This window comes from Candidatus Palauibacter scopulicola, from assembly GCF_947581915.1.
Taxonomy (GTDB): domain Bacteria; phylum Gemmatimonadota; class Gemmatimonadetes; order Palauibacterales; family Palauibacteraceae; genus Palauibacter; species Palauibacter scopulicola.
The window spans coordinates 14,074-30,178 of sequence record NZ_CANPWG010000055.1 but is presented as its reverse complement, the minus strand read 5'-3'; the positions used below and the strand labels follow the sequence as shown (position 1 = coordinate 30,178).

At 71.9% G+C, this 16,105-nt stretch carries 9 protein-coding genes; all 9 read right to left on the bottom strand.

Annotation, left to right across the window (positions count from 1 at the left end; translation table 11 throughout):
• Nucleotides 1-173: 173 nt before the first annotated feature.
• Genes RN743_RS10765 through RN743_RS10725 form a run of 9 tightly spaced genes read right to left on the bottom strand, consistent with a single transcriptional unit; the run spans nt 174 to nt 15,940 of the window.
• Entirely contained in the window at nt 174-1,094 is a 921-nt protein-coding gene (locus RN743_RS10765; RefSeq protein ID WP_310779761.1) for a sulfite exporter TauE/SafE family protein, read from the bottom strand.
• Nucleotides 1,095-1,115: 21 nt separating this feature from the next.
• Nucleotides 1,116-4,697 (bottom strand): DUF4175 family protein, encoded by a 3,582-nt coding sequence (locus RN743_RS10760; protein WP_310779759.1) that lies wholly within the window; start codon nt 4,695-4,697, stop codon nt 1,116-1,118.
• Between the two features lie 55 nt (nt 4,698-4,752).
• Nucleotides 4,753-6,858: a BatA domain-containing protein gene (locus RN743_RS10755; protein WP_310779757.1), complete on the bottom strand. Its 2,106-nt coding sequence runs from the start codon at nt 6,856-6,858 to the stop codon at nt 4,753-4,755.
• Complete coding sequence (locus tag RN743_RS10750) at nt 6,855-7,781, bottom strand: DUF58 domain-containing protein (protein ID WP_310779755.1); 927 nt, start codon at nt 7,779-7,781, stop codon at nt 6,855-6,857. Before RN743_RS10750 ends, RN743_RS10755 begins: the two co-directional genes overlap by 4 nt.
• Nucleotides 7,782-7,796: 15 nt before the next feature.
• Nucleotides 7,797-8,885 (bottom strand): MoxR family ATPase, encoded by a 1,089-nt coding sequence (locus RN743_RS10745; protein ID WP_310779753.1) that lies wholly within the window; start codon nt 8,883-8,885, stop codon nt 7,797-7,799.
• Between the two features lie 59 nt (nt 8,886-8,944).
• Entirely contained in the window at nt 8,945-9,781 is an 837-nt protein-coding gene (locus RN743_RS10740) for a DUF4159 domain-containing protein (protein WP_310779752.1), read from the bottom strand.
• Nucleotides 9,778-12,462 carry a tetratricopeptide repeat protein gene (locus RN743_RS10735; protein ID WP_310779750.1) on the bottom strand — a complete coding sequence of 895 codons (2,685 nt, stop codon included), beginning with the start codon at nt 12,460-12,462 and terminating at the stop codon, nt 9,778-9,780. Before RN743_RS10735 ends, RN743_RS10740 begins: the two co-directional genes overlap by 4 nt.
• Entirely contained in the window at nt 12,453-13,502 is a 1,050-nt protein-coding gene (locus RN743_RS10730) for a hypothetical protein (protein ID WP_310779748.1), read from the bottom strand. The genes RN743_RS10735 and RN743_RS10730 overlap by 10 nt, the downstream gene beginning before the upstream one ends.
• A complete protein-coding gene (locus RN743_RS10725) occupies nt 13,499-15,940 on the bottom strand; it encodes a glutamine amidotransferase (protein WP_310779746.1) in 2,442 nt (813 codons plus the stop codon). The genes RN743_RS10730 and RN743_RS10725 overlap by 4 nt, the downstream gene beginning before the upstream one ends.
• Nucleotides 15,941-16,105 lie beyond the last annotated feature (165 nt).

Sequence of the window (16,105 nt, the reverse complement as noted above, 5' to 3'; positions counted from 1 at the left end):
AGGCGGGCATGAGGAGCGTGATCCCGCGCCGGCTCTCGAGATGCCCCCGCACGGGGACCACCGCCTGGCCGCCGGACAGTTCGCCGAAGGCGACCCGCATCGCATCCACGGCCGTCTTCGCCGTCACGGCCCGCTCGATGTCGCTTCGCGAGAGGATGCGGATCTCCACTCGCTCAGCCTCCCGTGCCGGCGGCGCGGGAACGGCGCTCGTGGAGGACGGAGCGGAGCATCGCGATCGCGGCGTAGAGGACGACGACGACGACGAGCCAGCGCATCGCGTCGAGGGGGAGCGAGCGGACGATGAACGCCGCGATGAGGACGGCCGGGATCCCGCCGATCGCGAGGCCGAGGGCGGCGCGGAGGCCGTAGCGTCCCGCCTTCAGGAAACGCAGGCCCGCCACCGGCATGAGGAAGGCGGACGCGCCCATCATGATCGGGAAGGCGACGGCCGGGTTCAGTCCCATGAGGCTGACGACGATCATCGTCGGGGCGTAGATCCCGATCCCGATCGTCATGAGCGCCCCGAGCACGAAGAGGCAGCCCGCCGCGAGGGCGAGCGACCCGCCCGACAGGCCGGACGCTTCCCCGCCCACGGCGGTGATCTCGAAGATCGCCATGAGGAAGGTGGCGGCGGCGATGAGGAGCGCGACTCCCATGCCGACCTGGATCCGGTAGCGGGGCAGCCGGGCGACGATCCCCGCGCCCAGCCACGCCCCCAGCACGGCGGCCGCGATGAGGACGAAGAGCGTCGTCGGTTCCACGCTGATGATCGCGATGAAGATGAAGGCCTGGATCACGACCGGGGGCGTGTGTCCGATCATCATCGTGCCCGGGATCTCCTCGTCGGGCACCACCTTCTTCAGCTTGAACAGCGAGGTCGTCGGGGCGAAGGAGCCGATGCCGAGCGTGTCGAAGAAATTCGTCCCGAAGCCCACCGCAAGTTCGAACAGGCTGGGCCGGCCCCGCCAGCCGTCGCGCTCTCGTCCGGCCCGGGTGGCCGCGGCGGCGGCGCGCGCCCACGCCGCGAGAAGCCCCGCCGTGAACAGCGCCAGGACGGAGAACAGGTAGAGGCGCGGATCGCTCAGGTCAGGCACAGGGTTCGACGCTCATTGCGGTCAGCGCGGCGGCGGGTCCTCGGACAGCGCCCGGTAGTACGCCTCCACGAGTTCGCGGTATTCCTCGGGGACGTCGTCCGACCCGGAGAGGAAGAAGCGTTCGATCTGCGACCCGAGTTCACGGCGGAGGGCGAACTCGAAGTCCTTCAGCCCGCGCAGCACATCGGCCTGCAGCGCCGCGAGTTCCTCGGGATCGTCGAAGTCCCCCATGGTCCGCAGGCGATCGAGCCCGGCGATCGCGCCGTCGAGGTCGCCGACGTCGACGCCCTCCTGGCGCAGTTCGTCGCGGAGGCGACGCGCGTCCTGCCCCCGCTCGCGGAATTCGCGCTGGAACTGCCGGACGTCTTCGGGCGACAGCCACGGTCCGCCGCCGCCGCCGCCCCCGCCGGGCGCGAACCCCTGGCCGCCCCGGGGGGCCTGGCCGGGCTGGCCCGGCTGACCGCCACGGCCTCCCTGGCCCTGGCCCTCGCCCTGCTGCTGGCCGCCTTCCTGGCCCTGGCCGCCCTCGCCCTGCTGGCCCTCACTGCCCTCGCCACCCTGCTGACCCTGCTGGCCCTCGCCGCCTTGCTGACCCTCGCCCTCCTGACCGCCCTGCCCTTCCTGGCCCTGCTGTTGACCTTGGCCCTCCTGCTGACCCTGGCCCTGCTCACCCTGCTGCAGGCGCTCCTGGAGCGACTCGAGGCCGCGGACGAGGTCGCGCGTCTCGTCGAGTTGCCGGCCGAGGCGCCGGGGGTCCGACTCGCTCAGCGCGTCCCGCGCCGCCTGGACCCGGGCCCGGACGTTCTCCGCGTCCTGGGTGATCTGTTCCTCGAAGTTCCGCACATAGTCCTCGGACTGCGTGCCGAGGACGCCTCGCGAGAAGTTGAGTTTGTCGCGCAGGCGGCTCTCGCGGATCTCGCCGGCGGCTTCCACGAGACGGCGGGCGGCCTCCGGCTGATCCTGACGCGCCTCGCGCGACAGGCGGTCGAGGTCGGCCTCCAGCTGGTCCACCTCGCCGGCGAGTTCGGCCTTGCGTTCGCGCAGTCCGGCCAGACGCTCCCGGTCGCCGCCGGTCGGGTCCTCGTTCACATCGCGCTGGAGTTCCCGCTGACGCTCCGCGATGCGCTCGGCTCGCCGCGCGGCGTCCTCGACTTCCCGCTCCACGGCCGCGACCTGGCGGTTTTCCAGTAGCCGGCGCGCGTCGCGCAGCCGGTCGAGGGCGTTCGACGCCTCCGCCTGCCCCTGCCCGCGGCGACCCTGCGCCTGCGCCCGCCGCATCTCGTCCGCCGCCTGCTGCAGCCGGCGCGCGGATTCCTCGACGTCCGCCCGGTCGCCCTCGCGACCCAGGCGCTGCAGTTGCCGCGCCAGCTCCTCCGTCTCCTGGATCATCTGTTGCTGCTGGCCTTGGCCCCCGCCTGCGGCCCCGCGCTGCTGCGCGGCCGCGCGTTCGTTCATCTGCTGCTGGCGCCTCGCCAGTTCCTCGAGCTTCTGCAGCGCCTCGTCGACCTCCTGGTCCTGCTGTTGCTGCTGGCCCCGCTGGACGGTCTCGTACTGGTTCCGCAGGCGGTCCAGTTCCAGTTCGAACAGGTCCGCAAGTTCCTCGGCCCCCGACCCAACGCTCCCGGGCGTACCGCCGCCCCCGCCGCCGCCCTGCTGCACCTGGACGTCGCGGAACGCGGCTTCGGCCCGCTGCAGGTGCTGGAGCGAACGCTGCTCGGGCGCGAGCGCCTCCTGGAGCCGCCGCTCCCCCAGCATCGTCTCCGCTTCCAGCATCGCGGGCGGCGCCAGGGGGAGTTCGCGGAACACCGTCTCGAGCGACGGATCGCCCGCCACTCCGCGCTGCTGCATCTGCGCGATCAGCTCTTCCACCTGCTGCCGCAGCCGCCCCTGCAACAGCGTCAGCGTGGCCAGGTTCTCCGACATCTCCTCGTCCTCGAACTGGGTCCGGTCGCGGTCGAGGCGGAAGGTCGCGGCGACGATCTGGCGCTGCTGTTCGGACAGCTCGCCGCCCATGCCGGCCCCGCCCCCGCCGCCTCCACCCCCGCCTCCGCCCTGCTCGGCCTGGCGGAAGTTCCGGTCGAAGGGACGGATCTCGACGAAGTAGATGTCGGAGCTTTCGACCCCGCCGCCGGGGCCGCCGGCACGCAGGTCGGTCGCGCGGGCGTAGTAGGAGAGGACGTCGCCCGGCTCGAGGCCGAACTCCTCGAGAAAGAAGGTGTGTCCGCCGGAGAGCTGCGTGGTGCCGCCGCGGGCCGTGCCGTGGAGCACGCGGGACGACTCCTCCCCGCCGTTCACCGAGTAGAGGAGTTCGACCTGCCCGAGACCGAAGTCGTCCTCGGCTTCGACCTCCACGTAGAGTTCCTCGATCGGCGACAGGCGCGTGTCCCGTCCGGGCTCGGCGATCCGGACCCCCGGCGGCTGGTCGTCGAGCGGTTCGACGAGGTAGTCGGGGGAGCCGATGACGAAGCGGTTGCCCGGACCCATGAACTCGATGCGGTAGAACGTCTCGCCGGTCACCGTGAAGCTCGTCTCGAACGCGCCGTCCACGGGTTCGAGCGCCGTCCCCTCCTCCTCGCCGTCGAACGCGAGCCGCGCCGCCTCCGTCGCCATCGTCGGCGTCACGCGAAGACGGACCTCCGTTCCGCGCAGCACCGCGATGTCGCCTCCATCCTCGACCGTGCGCGGGCTCAATCCGGTGTAGGCGGGGAAGCGGTACTCGAGGTCGATCCGGTCCACGTAGGGGAGGTCCGCGACCTCGATGGTGAAGACGGGCGACCGGACGCCCTCGGAGGTCACCGCGTAGTCGGTGGGCTCGTCGAGGTCGAAGAGGAGGATCTCGAACGCGGCGTCCTCCGCGGCCGGCGTCATGAAGTAGCGCTCCCACACCTCCGACTCGCCGCGCCGGACGGCGACCTCCACTTCGTCCGTCTCGAACCCCTGCGGGAACGCGCGCACGAGTTGATCCGAGCCGCGGGCGATGAGCGCGTCGCCGGGCTCCACCGTGATCGCATAGGGATTCGCGGCGTCGGCCGTCTGCCAGGGGCTCAGGAGGAGCGAGCCCGCCGTGCCCTGGAAGGCGGGACCGAAGAGGGCGACGAGCAGCACGGCCGAGGCGACGCCCGCGAACCAGGCGGTCGAACGGCGCAGCCGGTCGCGCTCGACGCGGCGCCCCCGGTCCACCCGGCGGGCGCGCCGGGCCGCGACCTCCAGCAGGCGAGCGTCGAGGCCGGAGCGGGCGCCCGGCGACGCGGCGCGCTCGATGGCCGCGAGGAACGCCGCCTTGAGCGACGGTTCATGCTCCTCCAGGTAGAGCGCGACCTGCGCGTCCGAGACCCGGCGCAGGAGCGGGCGCACGACGAACCAGGCGACGAGGCCCGCGGCGGCGGCCCAGAGCAGGATGCGGAAGACGAGCACCGCGCCGTCGTCGAAGCGCAGCCGGTCGATCCCGAAGGTCGCGACGAAGAAGACGGCGAAGCCGATCCCCAGCGTCACGGCGACGCCCTGGATGAGCTGGCGCATGCGCCAGCGGCGCCTCACGTCGCGGACGATGCCGAGCAACTGGTGCTCCGTGTTCCGCGTCTTCGCCCATCGCTGCATCGTCATCCTCCCTTACTTCCGGCTTCATGCCAGGCTCCGGCCCGGCCCCGGTCTCAACTCGTCAGGCGCCTGCCAGCCCGGACACGGGACGTTGGCGCGTCCAGCGGTTCGCGAGCACGCTCTCCACCCCCAGCACGAGCGCCGCGAGCAGCAGGAGCACCCACCAGAGTTCGGCGCGCCGCGGGACCGTCTCCCCGCCAGCGGTCGCACCGCCCTCTCCGGCCTCTCCCGCCGCCGGCGCGACGCCCGCCACGGCTTCCACCACGCGTTCCGGCGCCACCGGCGCCAGATCAGATTCGGTGATCCGGGGGTTCACCGCCACGGTCGTGGCGCGGCCGGCGTCGTCCCGGAGCGCCACTTGGTAGAAACCCGCGCGCGGAAACTCGATCCACGTCGGCCCTTCGCCGACCTCCACCGGCTGCCGGTCGCCGTCCGGATCCACGAGGACCCACTCGGCCTCGTCCCCGGCGAGCCCCGCGGCGCCCGTGCCTCCCGTTCCGCCCGGTCCGCCCGGTCCGACGAGGGCCGTGAGTTCGAGCACGCCTCCGGCTTCGATCCAGCGGTCCGGCTCGCGATACCCCGTGGCGTGCAGCGCCAGCCGGTGGACGAAGGGCAGGAAGACGGGCTGCAGCGCGAGGTCGTTCCAGAAACGGTCGAGGGTAGACGTCCACACCAGCACGCGCCCCTCGCCCAACGAATGTTCGAGCAGGGCGGGTTCCCCGCTGTCGAAGCGGGCCACCACCGCCGTGCCCCCGGAGGGATCGAGGCTCCAGAGCCGGTCGAAGCGCGCGCCCGAGAAGTCCCCGCTGCGGGGACCCGAGAACACCTCGAACACCGGGTGGTCGTAGTCGAGCCACGACAGCCGGCGGCCGTCCGCGGCATCCACGAGGGAGCCCGGTCCGGCGCCGAGCAGTTCCAGTCCGGCGTCGGACCATCGATTCATGCTCGCATCCCGCCCGAGGACGATGAGCAGGCCCCCGCCGTCGCTCACCCACTCGCGCAGCCGGCCGGCCCGGCCCGCGTCGGCGAGGTCCGCGTCGTTGAGGATCGCGAAGTCCGCCGACGAGAGCGTGCCGGCGTCGAGACCCGCGGCCGGCGCCCGCGACGTCTCGATGCGGGGCGCGTCGCCGATTTCGAGGGCGCGCTCGAGAAAGAGGCTCCCGTCGGACGCCCTGCGGTTGTTCTCCAGGATCAGCGTGCGCAGACCCGCCTCGGGCGCCGCCATGAAGCGGAACTCGTTGTCGATGGCCAGCCCGTCCTCCGGAACGGTGAGGCGCCCGCGGCTCCGGCCTTCCGGCAGGGCGAGGTCGTCGAACACCGCCGTGCCCACGCCGCGCGGCGGCATGTCCACCGGGACCGTCGCCACCGTCCGCCCGGCGATCTCCAGCGTCACCGGGAGCCGCTCCACCGGCGCGTCGCCCATGTTCGCGAGCCGGGCCAGGAGCCGGACACGCCCGTCGGACGCCGCTCGCACCGCCGCCTCAGCCAGCGCCACGTTCGCGGCCTCCTCCGGCGCGACGCTCGCCGCCCGCAATGCGACTCCGTCGGGAAGCCGCACCCGGCCGCCGTCCTCCCACCCCGTGCGCTGGAAGTCCGAGACGAGCGCCACCTCGCGCGTCCGGTCCTCGGACTCCGCGAGGATCCGCCCCGCCAGCTGGATTCCCGCTTCGAGCCGTGTTCCGAGGTCGGTCGTCGACAGATCCGCGAGCGCCTCCCGGGCGGCCACGAGGTCGAGCGTCAGCGGCACCCGCTCCCGCGCCCGCTCGTCGAACGTCGCCACCGCCACGCGATCCCCCTCCCCGAGACCGTCGATGACGGCGCGCGCCGAATCGAGCGCCGCCTCCCAGCGCCCCTCGTAGCCCAGGCTCGCCGACACGTCCAGCAGGACGACGACGTCGCGGGCCGAACCGGCCTCCACTTCCGCCACCGAGTCGAAGAACGGCCGGGAGAAGGCGAGCGCGAGGAGGATGACCGCGATGCAGCGCAACGCGAAGAGAAGAGGATGCCGGATTCGGCGCCGGTTCATCGTCTTGAAGGGCAGTTTCCGGAGGAACATTAGCGACGGGAACACCGTCACCCGGCTGCGCTGCCGATGGGTGAGGTGGATGATGATCGGGATCGAGAGAAGTCCGAACCCGGCCAGGAACCACGGGGCCAGGAGACTCATCGGTCCTTGCCCTTCAGGCGCCGCGACCGGTGCGACAGGTAGCGGAAGAGCACTGCGTCGAGCGGAGTCGAGGTGACGATGAGTTCATGATCGATCGCGCGCTCGATCATGAGCTTCGAGATCTCGCCCACGTGCCCCTTCACCAGCGAGAGGTACTCCTCGCGCATCACGTCGGGCGTCACCGGCAGCCGCTCCCCCGTCTCCAGGTCCTCGAACGACCGCGCCGCCTCGAACGGGAAGTCGACCTCGGCGGGGTCCAGGATATGGAACACGATCACGTCCTGCCCCTTGCTGCGGAGCGCCCCCACCGAGTCGAGGACCGTCTTCGGTTCCGTGTAGAGGTCGGAGACGAGAACGACGATCCCCTTCCGGGTCAGGCTCTCGGCCACCTGCGTGAGCGGCCCGGTGAGATCGCCCGCCGTCTCGGCGCGGACGCGGTCGAGCGCCGCCAGGATCAGGCGCCGGTGCCGGACGGAGGGGGGGATGTACTCGAGCAGCTGCTCATCGAAGATCGCCGCGCCCACGCGGTCGCGCTGGCTCGCGGAGAGATAGGCCAGACAGGCCGTCAGGTAGCGGGCGTAGTCGAGCTTCGTGATCCCGCGCGAGCCGTAGTCCATGGAACGGGAGGCGTCCACCGCGAAGAAGATGTTCGCGTTGGTCTCGGCCTCGTATTCCTTGATGTAGTGGCGGTCGGTGCGCCCGTACACCTTCCAGTCGATCTTGCGGATGTCGTCGCCCGGCAGGTACTGGCGGTGTGCCGCGAAATCGAGTGACAGCCCGACGAAGGGCGATCCGTGCGCCCCGGCGATGAAGCCCTCGACCACCGAACGCGCCACGAGTTCGAGGTTCCCGATCCGGGTGAGCACCGCCGGATCGAGGAACTGCGTCCCCGGCACCGTCCTCGAGGCGATTCGCGCGCGCATGATCCGGCCCGCCCCCTACATCCCCGACTTCGGCGGCTTCACGTCGTCGAGGAGCCGTTCGACGAGGTCGTCCGTCGAGACGCGCTCGGACTCCGCGTGGAAGTTCGTCAGCACGCGATGGCGGAAGACGGGGGCGCAGAGGGCGCGCACATCGTCGAACGAGACGTTGATCTCGCCCCGCAGCAGGGCCCGCGCCTTGCCGCCGAGCACGAGGTACTGCGCCGCGCGCACGCTGCCCCCGTAGGCCACGTACTGCTTCACGTAGTCGGGGGCATCGTCGCGTCCGGGGCGGGTGCGCCGCGCCAACTGGACGGCGTAGCGCGCGACCGGCTCGGAGATCGGCACCTTCCGCACGAGGTGCTGGAAGCCCGCGATCGCCTCCGCCGACAGCACCGCGCCGGGAGGCTCGCCCTCGACCGTCGTCGTCTGCAGGATGACCTCCAGCTCCTCGTCTTCGGGCAGGTAGCCGATGTTGATCTGGAACATGAAGCGGTCGAGCTGCGCCTCGGGCAGGGGATACGTCCCCTCCAGCTCGATCGGGTTCTGCGTGGCGAGGACGAAGAAGGGCTCCGGGAGGCGGTAGGTCCGGCCCTGGATCGTCACCTGCTTCTCCTCCATCGCCTCGAGGAGGGCCGCCTGCGTCTTGGGCGGCGTGCGGTTGATCTCATCGGCCAGCACGACGTGCGCGAACAGCGGCCCCTGCATGAAGACGAGCTTGCGCTGTCCCGTCTCCGGGTCCTCCTGGATGATGTCCGTCCCGGTGATGTCCGACGGCATGAGGTCCGGCGTGAACTGGATCCGGTTGAAGCTCAGGTGCAGGACGTCGGAGAGCGTCTGGATGAGGAGCGTCTTCGCGAGTCCGGGGACGCCGACGATGAGGCTGTTGCCGCCGGCGAAGAGGGAGATCAGGACCTGCTCGACGACATCGTCCTGGCCGATGATGACCTTCTTGAGTTCCGCGCGGACGGCTTCGGCGCTTTCGCGCAGGCGGTCGGCGAGTTCGGCGTCGTCGGGGACCGCTTCGGGCGCGGCGTCGAGGGCCGGGTCCGGCACCTGCTCCGTTGTCGCGTCCTGCGCGTCGATCCAGCGGGGGTCGGCTTCCATGCCGGCTCCTTCCGGGTTCGGTGATGGGTTCAGTGGTTCAGCGCGTCGGCTCAGTGTGTTCAGTGTGTGAGGGCGTATACCACGTAGTTGACGCCCAGCTTGTACGCTTCGTTGGAGAGGGCGATGGGGACGAACCCCCGGTCCGACCACTCCATGTAGTCGCCAATGTCGTTGTCGTGATTCACGATGACCATAAGGCGGCCATCGGGGTCGTTGTTTTCAAAGACGCCCCAGTAGCTCGCCACGCCGCCCCGGTAGGGGTGCGGCATCTCGATGTTCTCCTGCTCCAGGTGGAAGAACGAGTCGAAGATCGGGTGGTTTTCGTCGAGCCGTTCAAGCCGGAGTCCCGGGAGCAGGATCTGGAGCCCCTGCCTCGTCCTGTCCAGGTCCCGCTCGCCGCCCATGTCGTCGATGATGAGGAACCCGCCCTTGCGCAGATAGTTGCTCAGGTTGTCGGCCTCCACCTGGTTCATGGTCCAGCCGCCGGGTTCCGAGAGGTACGCGACGGGGAACTTGAACAGGTCGGGGTCGTCCATGGCGAGCACGTTGCCGCCGCCCTTGCGCGGGCCGATCGTCGTGAGCGCGTCCATGATCTCGGCGAAGTTGCGCTCGGCTACGGGCCAGTCGTGCGACCACCCCGGGTTCCAGCCCCATCCGCCGCGGTAGTAGAGGCGGACGAAGGTGAACTCGCCGGTGTACGGCGTGTTGTACTCCTGGTACGAGGCGAGGTCGTCGCCGAACCCGCCGCCTCCGCGTCCGCGCCGGCGCTGGCCCTCGAGGTCGGCAACCGTCAGCAGCGTGAGCAGCGCGGCCAGGCCGCCGGTCGCGAGGGGTCGGGCGACGACGGGTCGGGCGACGAGGGGTGCGGCCGCGAAGCGTCGGGGGCGGGCGCTCATCGCCTGCCCTCCGGGTCGCCGCGGATCTCGAGCAGGAGATCGAGCGCGGCCTCGAAGTTGGGGGCGATCTCCAGGGCGTCGAGGACCGCGCTCCGAGCGCCGCGCGCGTCCCCGCCCCGGTGCAGCGCGAGGGCGAGCCGGTAGTGGGCTTCCGCCGGATCGGCCGGCGCCAGCGCCAGCAGCGCCCGCCGCTCGCGGACCGCCTCGGGCCACGCTTCGACCGCCTCGTAGCCGGAGGCGAGCCGCTGATGCAGGTCGAGGTGGAAGGGGTCGATCCAGATCGCGCGCTCCAGCGCTTCGCGGGCGGCCGCATCGTTGCCGAGCGCCTCTTCGACGTCCGCGAGCGCGAGCTGCGCCTCGAAGTGGTTCTCGTTGAGGGCGGTGTACGTCCGGTACGCCTCCGCAGCCTCCGCGAGATCGCCGGCTTCGCGGCGGAGGTGCCCGAGAACGAGGATCGGCGCGTCGGCGCCCGCATACTCGGGGAAGACCTCGTACGCCCCCTCAAGCGCCCGCATCGCCTCCTCCGTGCGGCCCGCGCGCTGCGCCTCCGCCGCCGCCATGAGCCGTCCGGCGAAGGTGTCCGGGCCGGGCGGAGTCCCGGCCTCGGGGGTGCCCAGCGCTTGCAGCGTCGGGCCGAAGCGGGTCTCGATGTAGTCCCGCAACTCCCGGTCGAGGCCCGCGAGCGTCGTCCCCAGCGCCTGTTGCACGACCTCCGGCGTCTCCAGCCCGTCGCGGTACCCGGCGAGCATGGCGAGCACGGCGTCGAAGCCGCGCGTCGTCTCGATCATCTCGCACAGGAGCGAGGCCATGTAGTAGGCGTGCTGCACCTGCCCGGGGTAGGCGGGCCGCACGAAGCCGTAGTTGAAGCGCTCCAGCGAGGGCAGCCGCTCGTCCCGGAAGGCGGCGAGGAAGCCGGGGTCCACGTCGGATCCCCACCCCTCCCGCGCGTGCCGCTCGTCGAGGACCGCGAGCCCCTCGGAGAGCCAGCGCGGGATGCGGTGCTCGGTGTAGCCGAGCGTGAAGGCGTGCGAGATCTCGTGCCACAGCGTCGAGCCCCAGTTGAAGGCGCCGCCCGGCCGCGCGCCGGGGGAGTCCATGGCGAGGACGGAGCCGAAGCTCACGCCGAGCGCGCCGATGCCGGCGAGCCCGACCGTGCGTACGGAGAAGTCCGCGTGCCGGTCGTAGACCTCGACCGAGATCGGGGTCGGCGGCTCGTACCCGTAGCGCAGGCGCATCGCGTCGAAGGCCTCCTCGGCAAGCGCCGTGGCGTAGATCGAGAGGGCGCCGGCTTCCTTCGGGTGCATAAAAAACATGAAGCGGGGACTCTCCACCGTCTCGAACCCGGCGAGCTCCTCGAGAAGGTCGAGCGTGTTGAACACCCACACGTTGAAGGGGTCGCCCTCGAAGGAGGCCTCGAGCGTCGCGTGCCCCGCCTCCAGGTCGCCGACGCGGAGCTGGTTGAGGCCGAGTTCGGCCATGCCGGGCCAGGACAGGGGATCGAGCGCCACGGCCTGCCGCGCGAAGGCGACCGCATCGGCGTAGCGGTGCGTGCGGTAGGCGACCTGGGCGAGTGCGACGTAGAGGCCGGCGTGCCGCGGATCCAGCTGCAGAACGCGGTCGCGCGCCTCCGCGAAGGCGGCCGCGTCCCCCCGCAGGTGGGCGGCCGCCGCGATCTCCGTCCACGCGGAGAGGGAGACGGGGTTCGTCTCCAGGGCGCGCCGGGCCTCCGCCTCGGCCTCGTCCACGTCCTCGAGTTCCAGATAGAGCCGCGCCAGGAACGCGCGGGCTTCGGTGAGGCGGGGGTTCGTTTCCAGCGCCTGCTGCGCGAGTTCGAGCGCCTCGGAGGAGCCGTCGAACTTCGCGCGGCGCGCCTTCGCCAGGAGGGCGCGCGCGTGCGCGGGATTCCGGGCGAGCGCTTCATCGATCAGCGGCCCGGCCTCGAAGCTGTCGTACTTGTCGAGAAAGAGGAGACCGAGGTCGATGCGCGGCTCGGGGTCGCCGGGGTCCGCTTCGATGGCCTCCTCGAAGGCGCGCACGGCGTCGTGGAAGAGGTCGGGGTCGCGGGCGCCGAGGTATGTGAGCGCGGCGCCGACGGCGCGCAGTTCTTCGGCGTCGAGGCGGCGGCCGCGGTTGTAGAAGTCGATGAACCCGTCGAACAGGGCGAGGGCTTCCTCGCGCGCGCCGCGGTCGAAGAGGAGGCGTCCCAGGTCGAGCCGCGCGAGTTGCGCGTCGCCGGCCCGGCCTTCGAGGGCCCGGCGGAAGTTCGCTTCGGCCTCGTCGAGGCGTCCGAGTGCGTACTGCAGACGACCGCGCGCGCGCGCAAGCTCGGTGTCCGCGTCCGCTCCGTCGGGGGCGCGCGCGGCGGCCCGGTCGAGAGCTTCGAGCGCGGATTCGTATTCGCCGGTCGCGGCGAGAGAGAGAGCCCATCCGCGCGCGGAGGCCGGGAACTCGCGCCCGGAACGCGCCGCCGACCGGTAGGCCGCGACCGCCTGCCCGTAGTCGCCGGTCTGGTGCGCCACGAGCGCCGCGGCCAGCGGCCCGCCGTCCCCGGCGGCCTCCGGAGGCTCCTGCGCGCGCCCCGACGGCGGCGCCGCGAGCACGAGGGCCAGCGCGAGCGCCGGCCGCGCGAACCGCACGCGGCGCGCGGTCGACCGGACGGGCGGGCGCGCGGTCAGGCGCACGGGACGCTCCCGCCCTCGCGGATGGCGCGGTTGAGGCGGGCGAGTTCGACGAGGAGCGTCTCGAGTTGCGCGTCGTATTCCTCCTCCTCCATCTCGTCGCGGCGCGCGCGGAGCGCGGCGATCCCGTCTTCCACCTCGCGCTTCCGCGCCAGGAGCGCGGCCACGGCGGGGTCGTCCGCCGCCGCCCCCGCCAGCGCGGCTGGCGCCTGGGCGAGGAAGAACCGGTTCGCCAGCGCTCCGTCGGGTCCATCCGGACTCGGCTCCAGCGATCCCTCGCCGTCCCCGTCGTCGTCCAGCAGGGCGTGCTCGGTGAGCATCTCGTTGTCACCCTCGTACCGGCGGCGGACCTCGCCGGTCGCGTAGCTGAACGCCTCGAGCAGCGACACCCGTTCATCCTTGTCCACGTCGGCCTCGTCGAGCGCGAAGGCGTCGACGAAAAAGCCGCCGAAGTGGGTCCGCTCCCGTTCGCGCGGGGAGCGCGTGGCCGTCACGACGATGCGCCGCTCACCGGCGACCGCGGGCACGAACCCGCCGCTGGCGCTCGCCGCGTTCACGACCGCCACGGTCTGCGTCGGGAACGCGTGAAGCCACATCGAGAGCGTCTCTCCCGACAGGTCCGGACCGGGCAGGCTGAAGCGCGACTCCTCGCCGCGGCCGCTCCCGTGGCCGAGCAGGAGGATGAGCGCCACGTCCGAGGGTCCCGCCCGGCTCGCCATGGCGAGCACCTCCCGCTCGACCGCTTCCAGCGTGGCCCGGCCCGCCACGCGTGGAGACAGCGCCTCGTCCTCGGCGAGCCACGCGACGGTCTCGCGAACGCCGAGTCGGCTGTCGAGCGCGTCGAGCAGCGACTCCGCCTCCGCCCGGAACTGCTCGGAGTACTCCGGCGCGCCCCCGAGGCCGGTGACGATGAGCACATGGGTCCGCGGCGCGGCGGGCGCCGTCTGGGGCACGGCCGAGAGGTCCGCGGCGCCACCGGAGCCGATGAGGGCCGCGAAAGCCAGGGTCGCGGCGAGCGTGGTGACCCGGGCGCCGCGGATCACGCGAGATCCTTCCGCCGGCGGTACGCCCATTCCCCGCCCAGCAGGCCCGCCAGGAGGAGGAAGAGGATCGGCATGTCCCACAGCGAGCGCTCCTCGTACACGGTGTCGCCGCTCTCCGTGTAGCGGATCTCGTCGGCCAGCACCTGCGCGTCATCCGCCGTGTAGAACCGCCCGCCCGTCTCGTCGGCGATCCGGCGCAGGAGTTCCGTGCGGCGGCCGGCGCCGAACTCCTCGATCCGCGGCGTCCCCGCCCGGAAGAAACTCACTTCTTCCGCGACGTCGCGGCTCGTCTCGGCTCCGGCCCCAGGGCCCCCGGTCCGGGCTCCCGCCGCGCGGACCTGCACGCTGTACAGCCCCGACTCCGGCGGCACGAACCGTCCTTCGTACTCGCCATCCCGCTCGACCGTCCAGTCGAGCCGGACCTCCGACGCGACGCCGCCCGGCCCCGTCACCGTGGCGACGACGTCCGCCCCGTTCACGCGCAGGTACCGTTCGTCCTCCACCTCGGCCCGGATCCGGAGCGGCTCCCCCATCGGCACGACGTCTTCGCCGGAGTCGAGGCGGACGCGCCCCGGCGTATCGTGCACGAGCCAGCGGAGCAACTGCCGCCACAGCGTCTCGTGGGTCTCGTCCTCCAGGGGGATGGCCGCGTGCATCTGCCACAGCCACGAGTCCTGGGCGGCGAACACGATCGACGTCCCGCGCCCGTACCTCTGGTGCGCGAGGAGCATGCGCGTCGCGCCCTCCGCCGGCACGCCCCGGAGGAGGTCGACGGCGCCCGGCTTCAGTTCGAATACCCGGTTCACGGAGGTGAGGGGGGGAAGCTCCGTCCAGCGCTCGGCTGACGATTCGGCGGCTTCCGCGATCCTCATCGCCGCGTGCCGGCGGCCGGCCGGGGTGAGTTCCGCCGACACCTCGAGCACGTCCGGCTCGCCGGCTCCCCCGAGCACCACCGGCAGGGCGTCGGCCAGCGGCGTCCCCGTGTAGCCGCCCTCTCCCAGCGACCGCCGCCCGCCCAGCACGAGGAGTCCGCCCCCGCGCTGCCCCACGAAATCCGCCATCATCTGCAACTGGTCGTGCGTGAAGAAACTCGCCTCCACGCTCCCCAGGATCAGCCCGTCGTACTCGTACAACTCCTCGCGCGTGTCCGGGAACCCGCCGGCGAGTTCGCCCGGCCCCTCCACGTCGAGCCGCAGGTATTTTTCGTCCGCCGTCCGCAGAAGCGTGACGACGTGCAGGTTCTCGTCGTCCGCCACGGCGCGGCGCACGAACTTGTTCTCCGGCCGCGGCGAGCCCTCGAAGTAGAGGATCTTGCGGCGCGTGTCGCCGACCTCCACGAGGACCTGGCGCTCGTTGTTGCCGGTCAGGGCTTCTCCCTCCTGCGGGTCCACGAAGAAACGGATCGCGCGGGGCCCCGACTCCTCCAGCGTGAACTGGAGTTGCACCGCTTCCTCGCCGTCCGGCCCGAGCGTGAGGTCGCGCGTGCCCACGATGCGCCCTTCGTCCTCCACATCGAGCCGCACCGTGCGTCCGGCCAGACCCGCGTGGGAGACGATGACATCGGCCACGATCGTCGTCCCCTCGAGCGCCGCGCGCGGCACCTCCACCCGGCGCACCTCGACGTCGGGGGCGATGCGCTCCGAGCCCATCCCGATCGTGTAGACGGGGATCCCGGCGGCGCGCGCCGACAGCAGCGCCTCCGACAGGGGCGGGGTCGCTTCGTCGTCGTTGTCCGCGCCGTCGGTGACGATGACGATCCCGGAGAGCGGGAGTCCGGCCATCTCCTGCTGCACGCGCGTGAGCCCCGCGGCGAGGTTCGTGCGGGGGCCCGTGAAGGCCATCTCGCCCGCCCCGTCGATCCGGTCCGCGTCGGTGTCGAACCCGTACATCCTCAGCCGGAAGCGGTCCTCGAGCGCCTGCCGGAGCGCGCCTTCGCCCCGCTGCGTCGCGAACGCCTGCCCGTCGGCGGGCTCCGCGGGCGCGGGATCCATGGCGGCGGAACCCGCCACGCCCGGATCGGCGGCCATGGGATCGGCCAGGGGATCGCCCGTCCCTCCGGCCGGATCCTCGTCCTCGCCGCCGAAGAGGTCGAGCATCCGCTGCGCGCGCGTCTCCCCGTTCTCGTCCGCCACCCGCATGCTGCGCGAATCGTCGAGGAGGACCGCCACGAAGTTCCGCCGCGGGACGACGGTCGAGACGAGGAGGACGGGCCGCATCAGGAGGAAGGCGAGGACGCCCAGCGCGGTCGCCCGCAGTCCCATCATCACCCAGCGGTCGCGCGCCTCCACCGTGGGTCCGACGCGGCGGTATTCGAGCGCGAACCAGACGACGGCGCCGACCCCGAGGAAGATCAGGATCACCGCCCACCAGGGAGCGGCGAGGGAGAGGTCGCCGCGTTCGAACACGACGGGTCTGTATTTGAAGAGGAACTCGAACACGCGGTCGCTGACCCTTCCCTTCCGAACGCGGTCTCTGTCGGCGATCCAACCTACCAGTCAGGTATCCCTCTTAGAAACAAGGCCGGCCGGACGATCGTTGCCCATCTGCCGGCCTCGTCACGTTTGTGATCGGCGAGACGTTGTATTACATATGCAATACAACCA

Coding starts and splice junctions, on each gene's coding strand:
- RN743_RS10740 (WP_310779752.1), bottom strand. CDS start 9,781: ATGAGCGCCCGCCCCCGACGCTTCGCGGCCGCACCCCTCGTCGCCCGA.
- RN743_RS10760 (WP_310779759.1), bottom strand. CDS start 4,697: ATGACGATGCAGCGATGGGCGAAGACGCGGAACACGGAGCACCAGTTG.
- RN743_RS10745 (WP_310779753.1), bottom strand. CDS start 8,885: ATGGAAGCCGACCCCCGCTGGATCGACGCGCAGGACGCGACAACGGAG.
- RN743_RS10750 (WP_310779755.1), bottom strand. CDS start 7,781: ATGCGCGCGCGAATCGCCTCGAGGACGGTGCCGGGGACGCAGTTCCTC.
- RN743_RS10755 (WP_310779757.1), bottom strand. CDS start 6,858: ATGAGTCTCCTGGCCCCGTGGTTCCTGGCCGGGTTCGGACTTCTCTCG.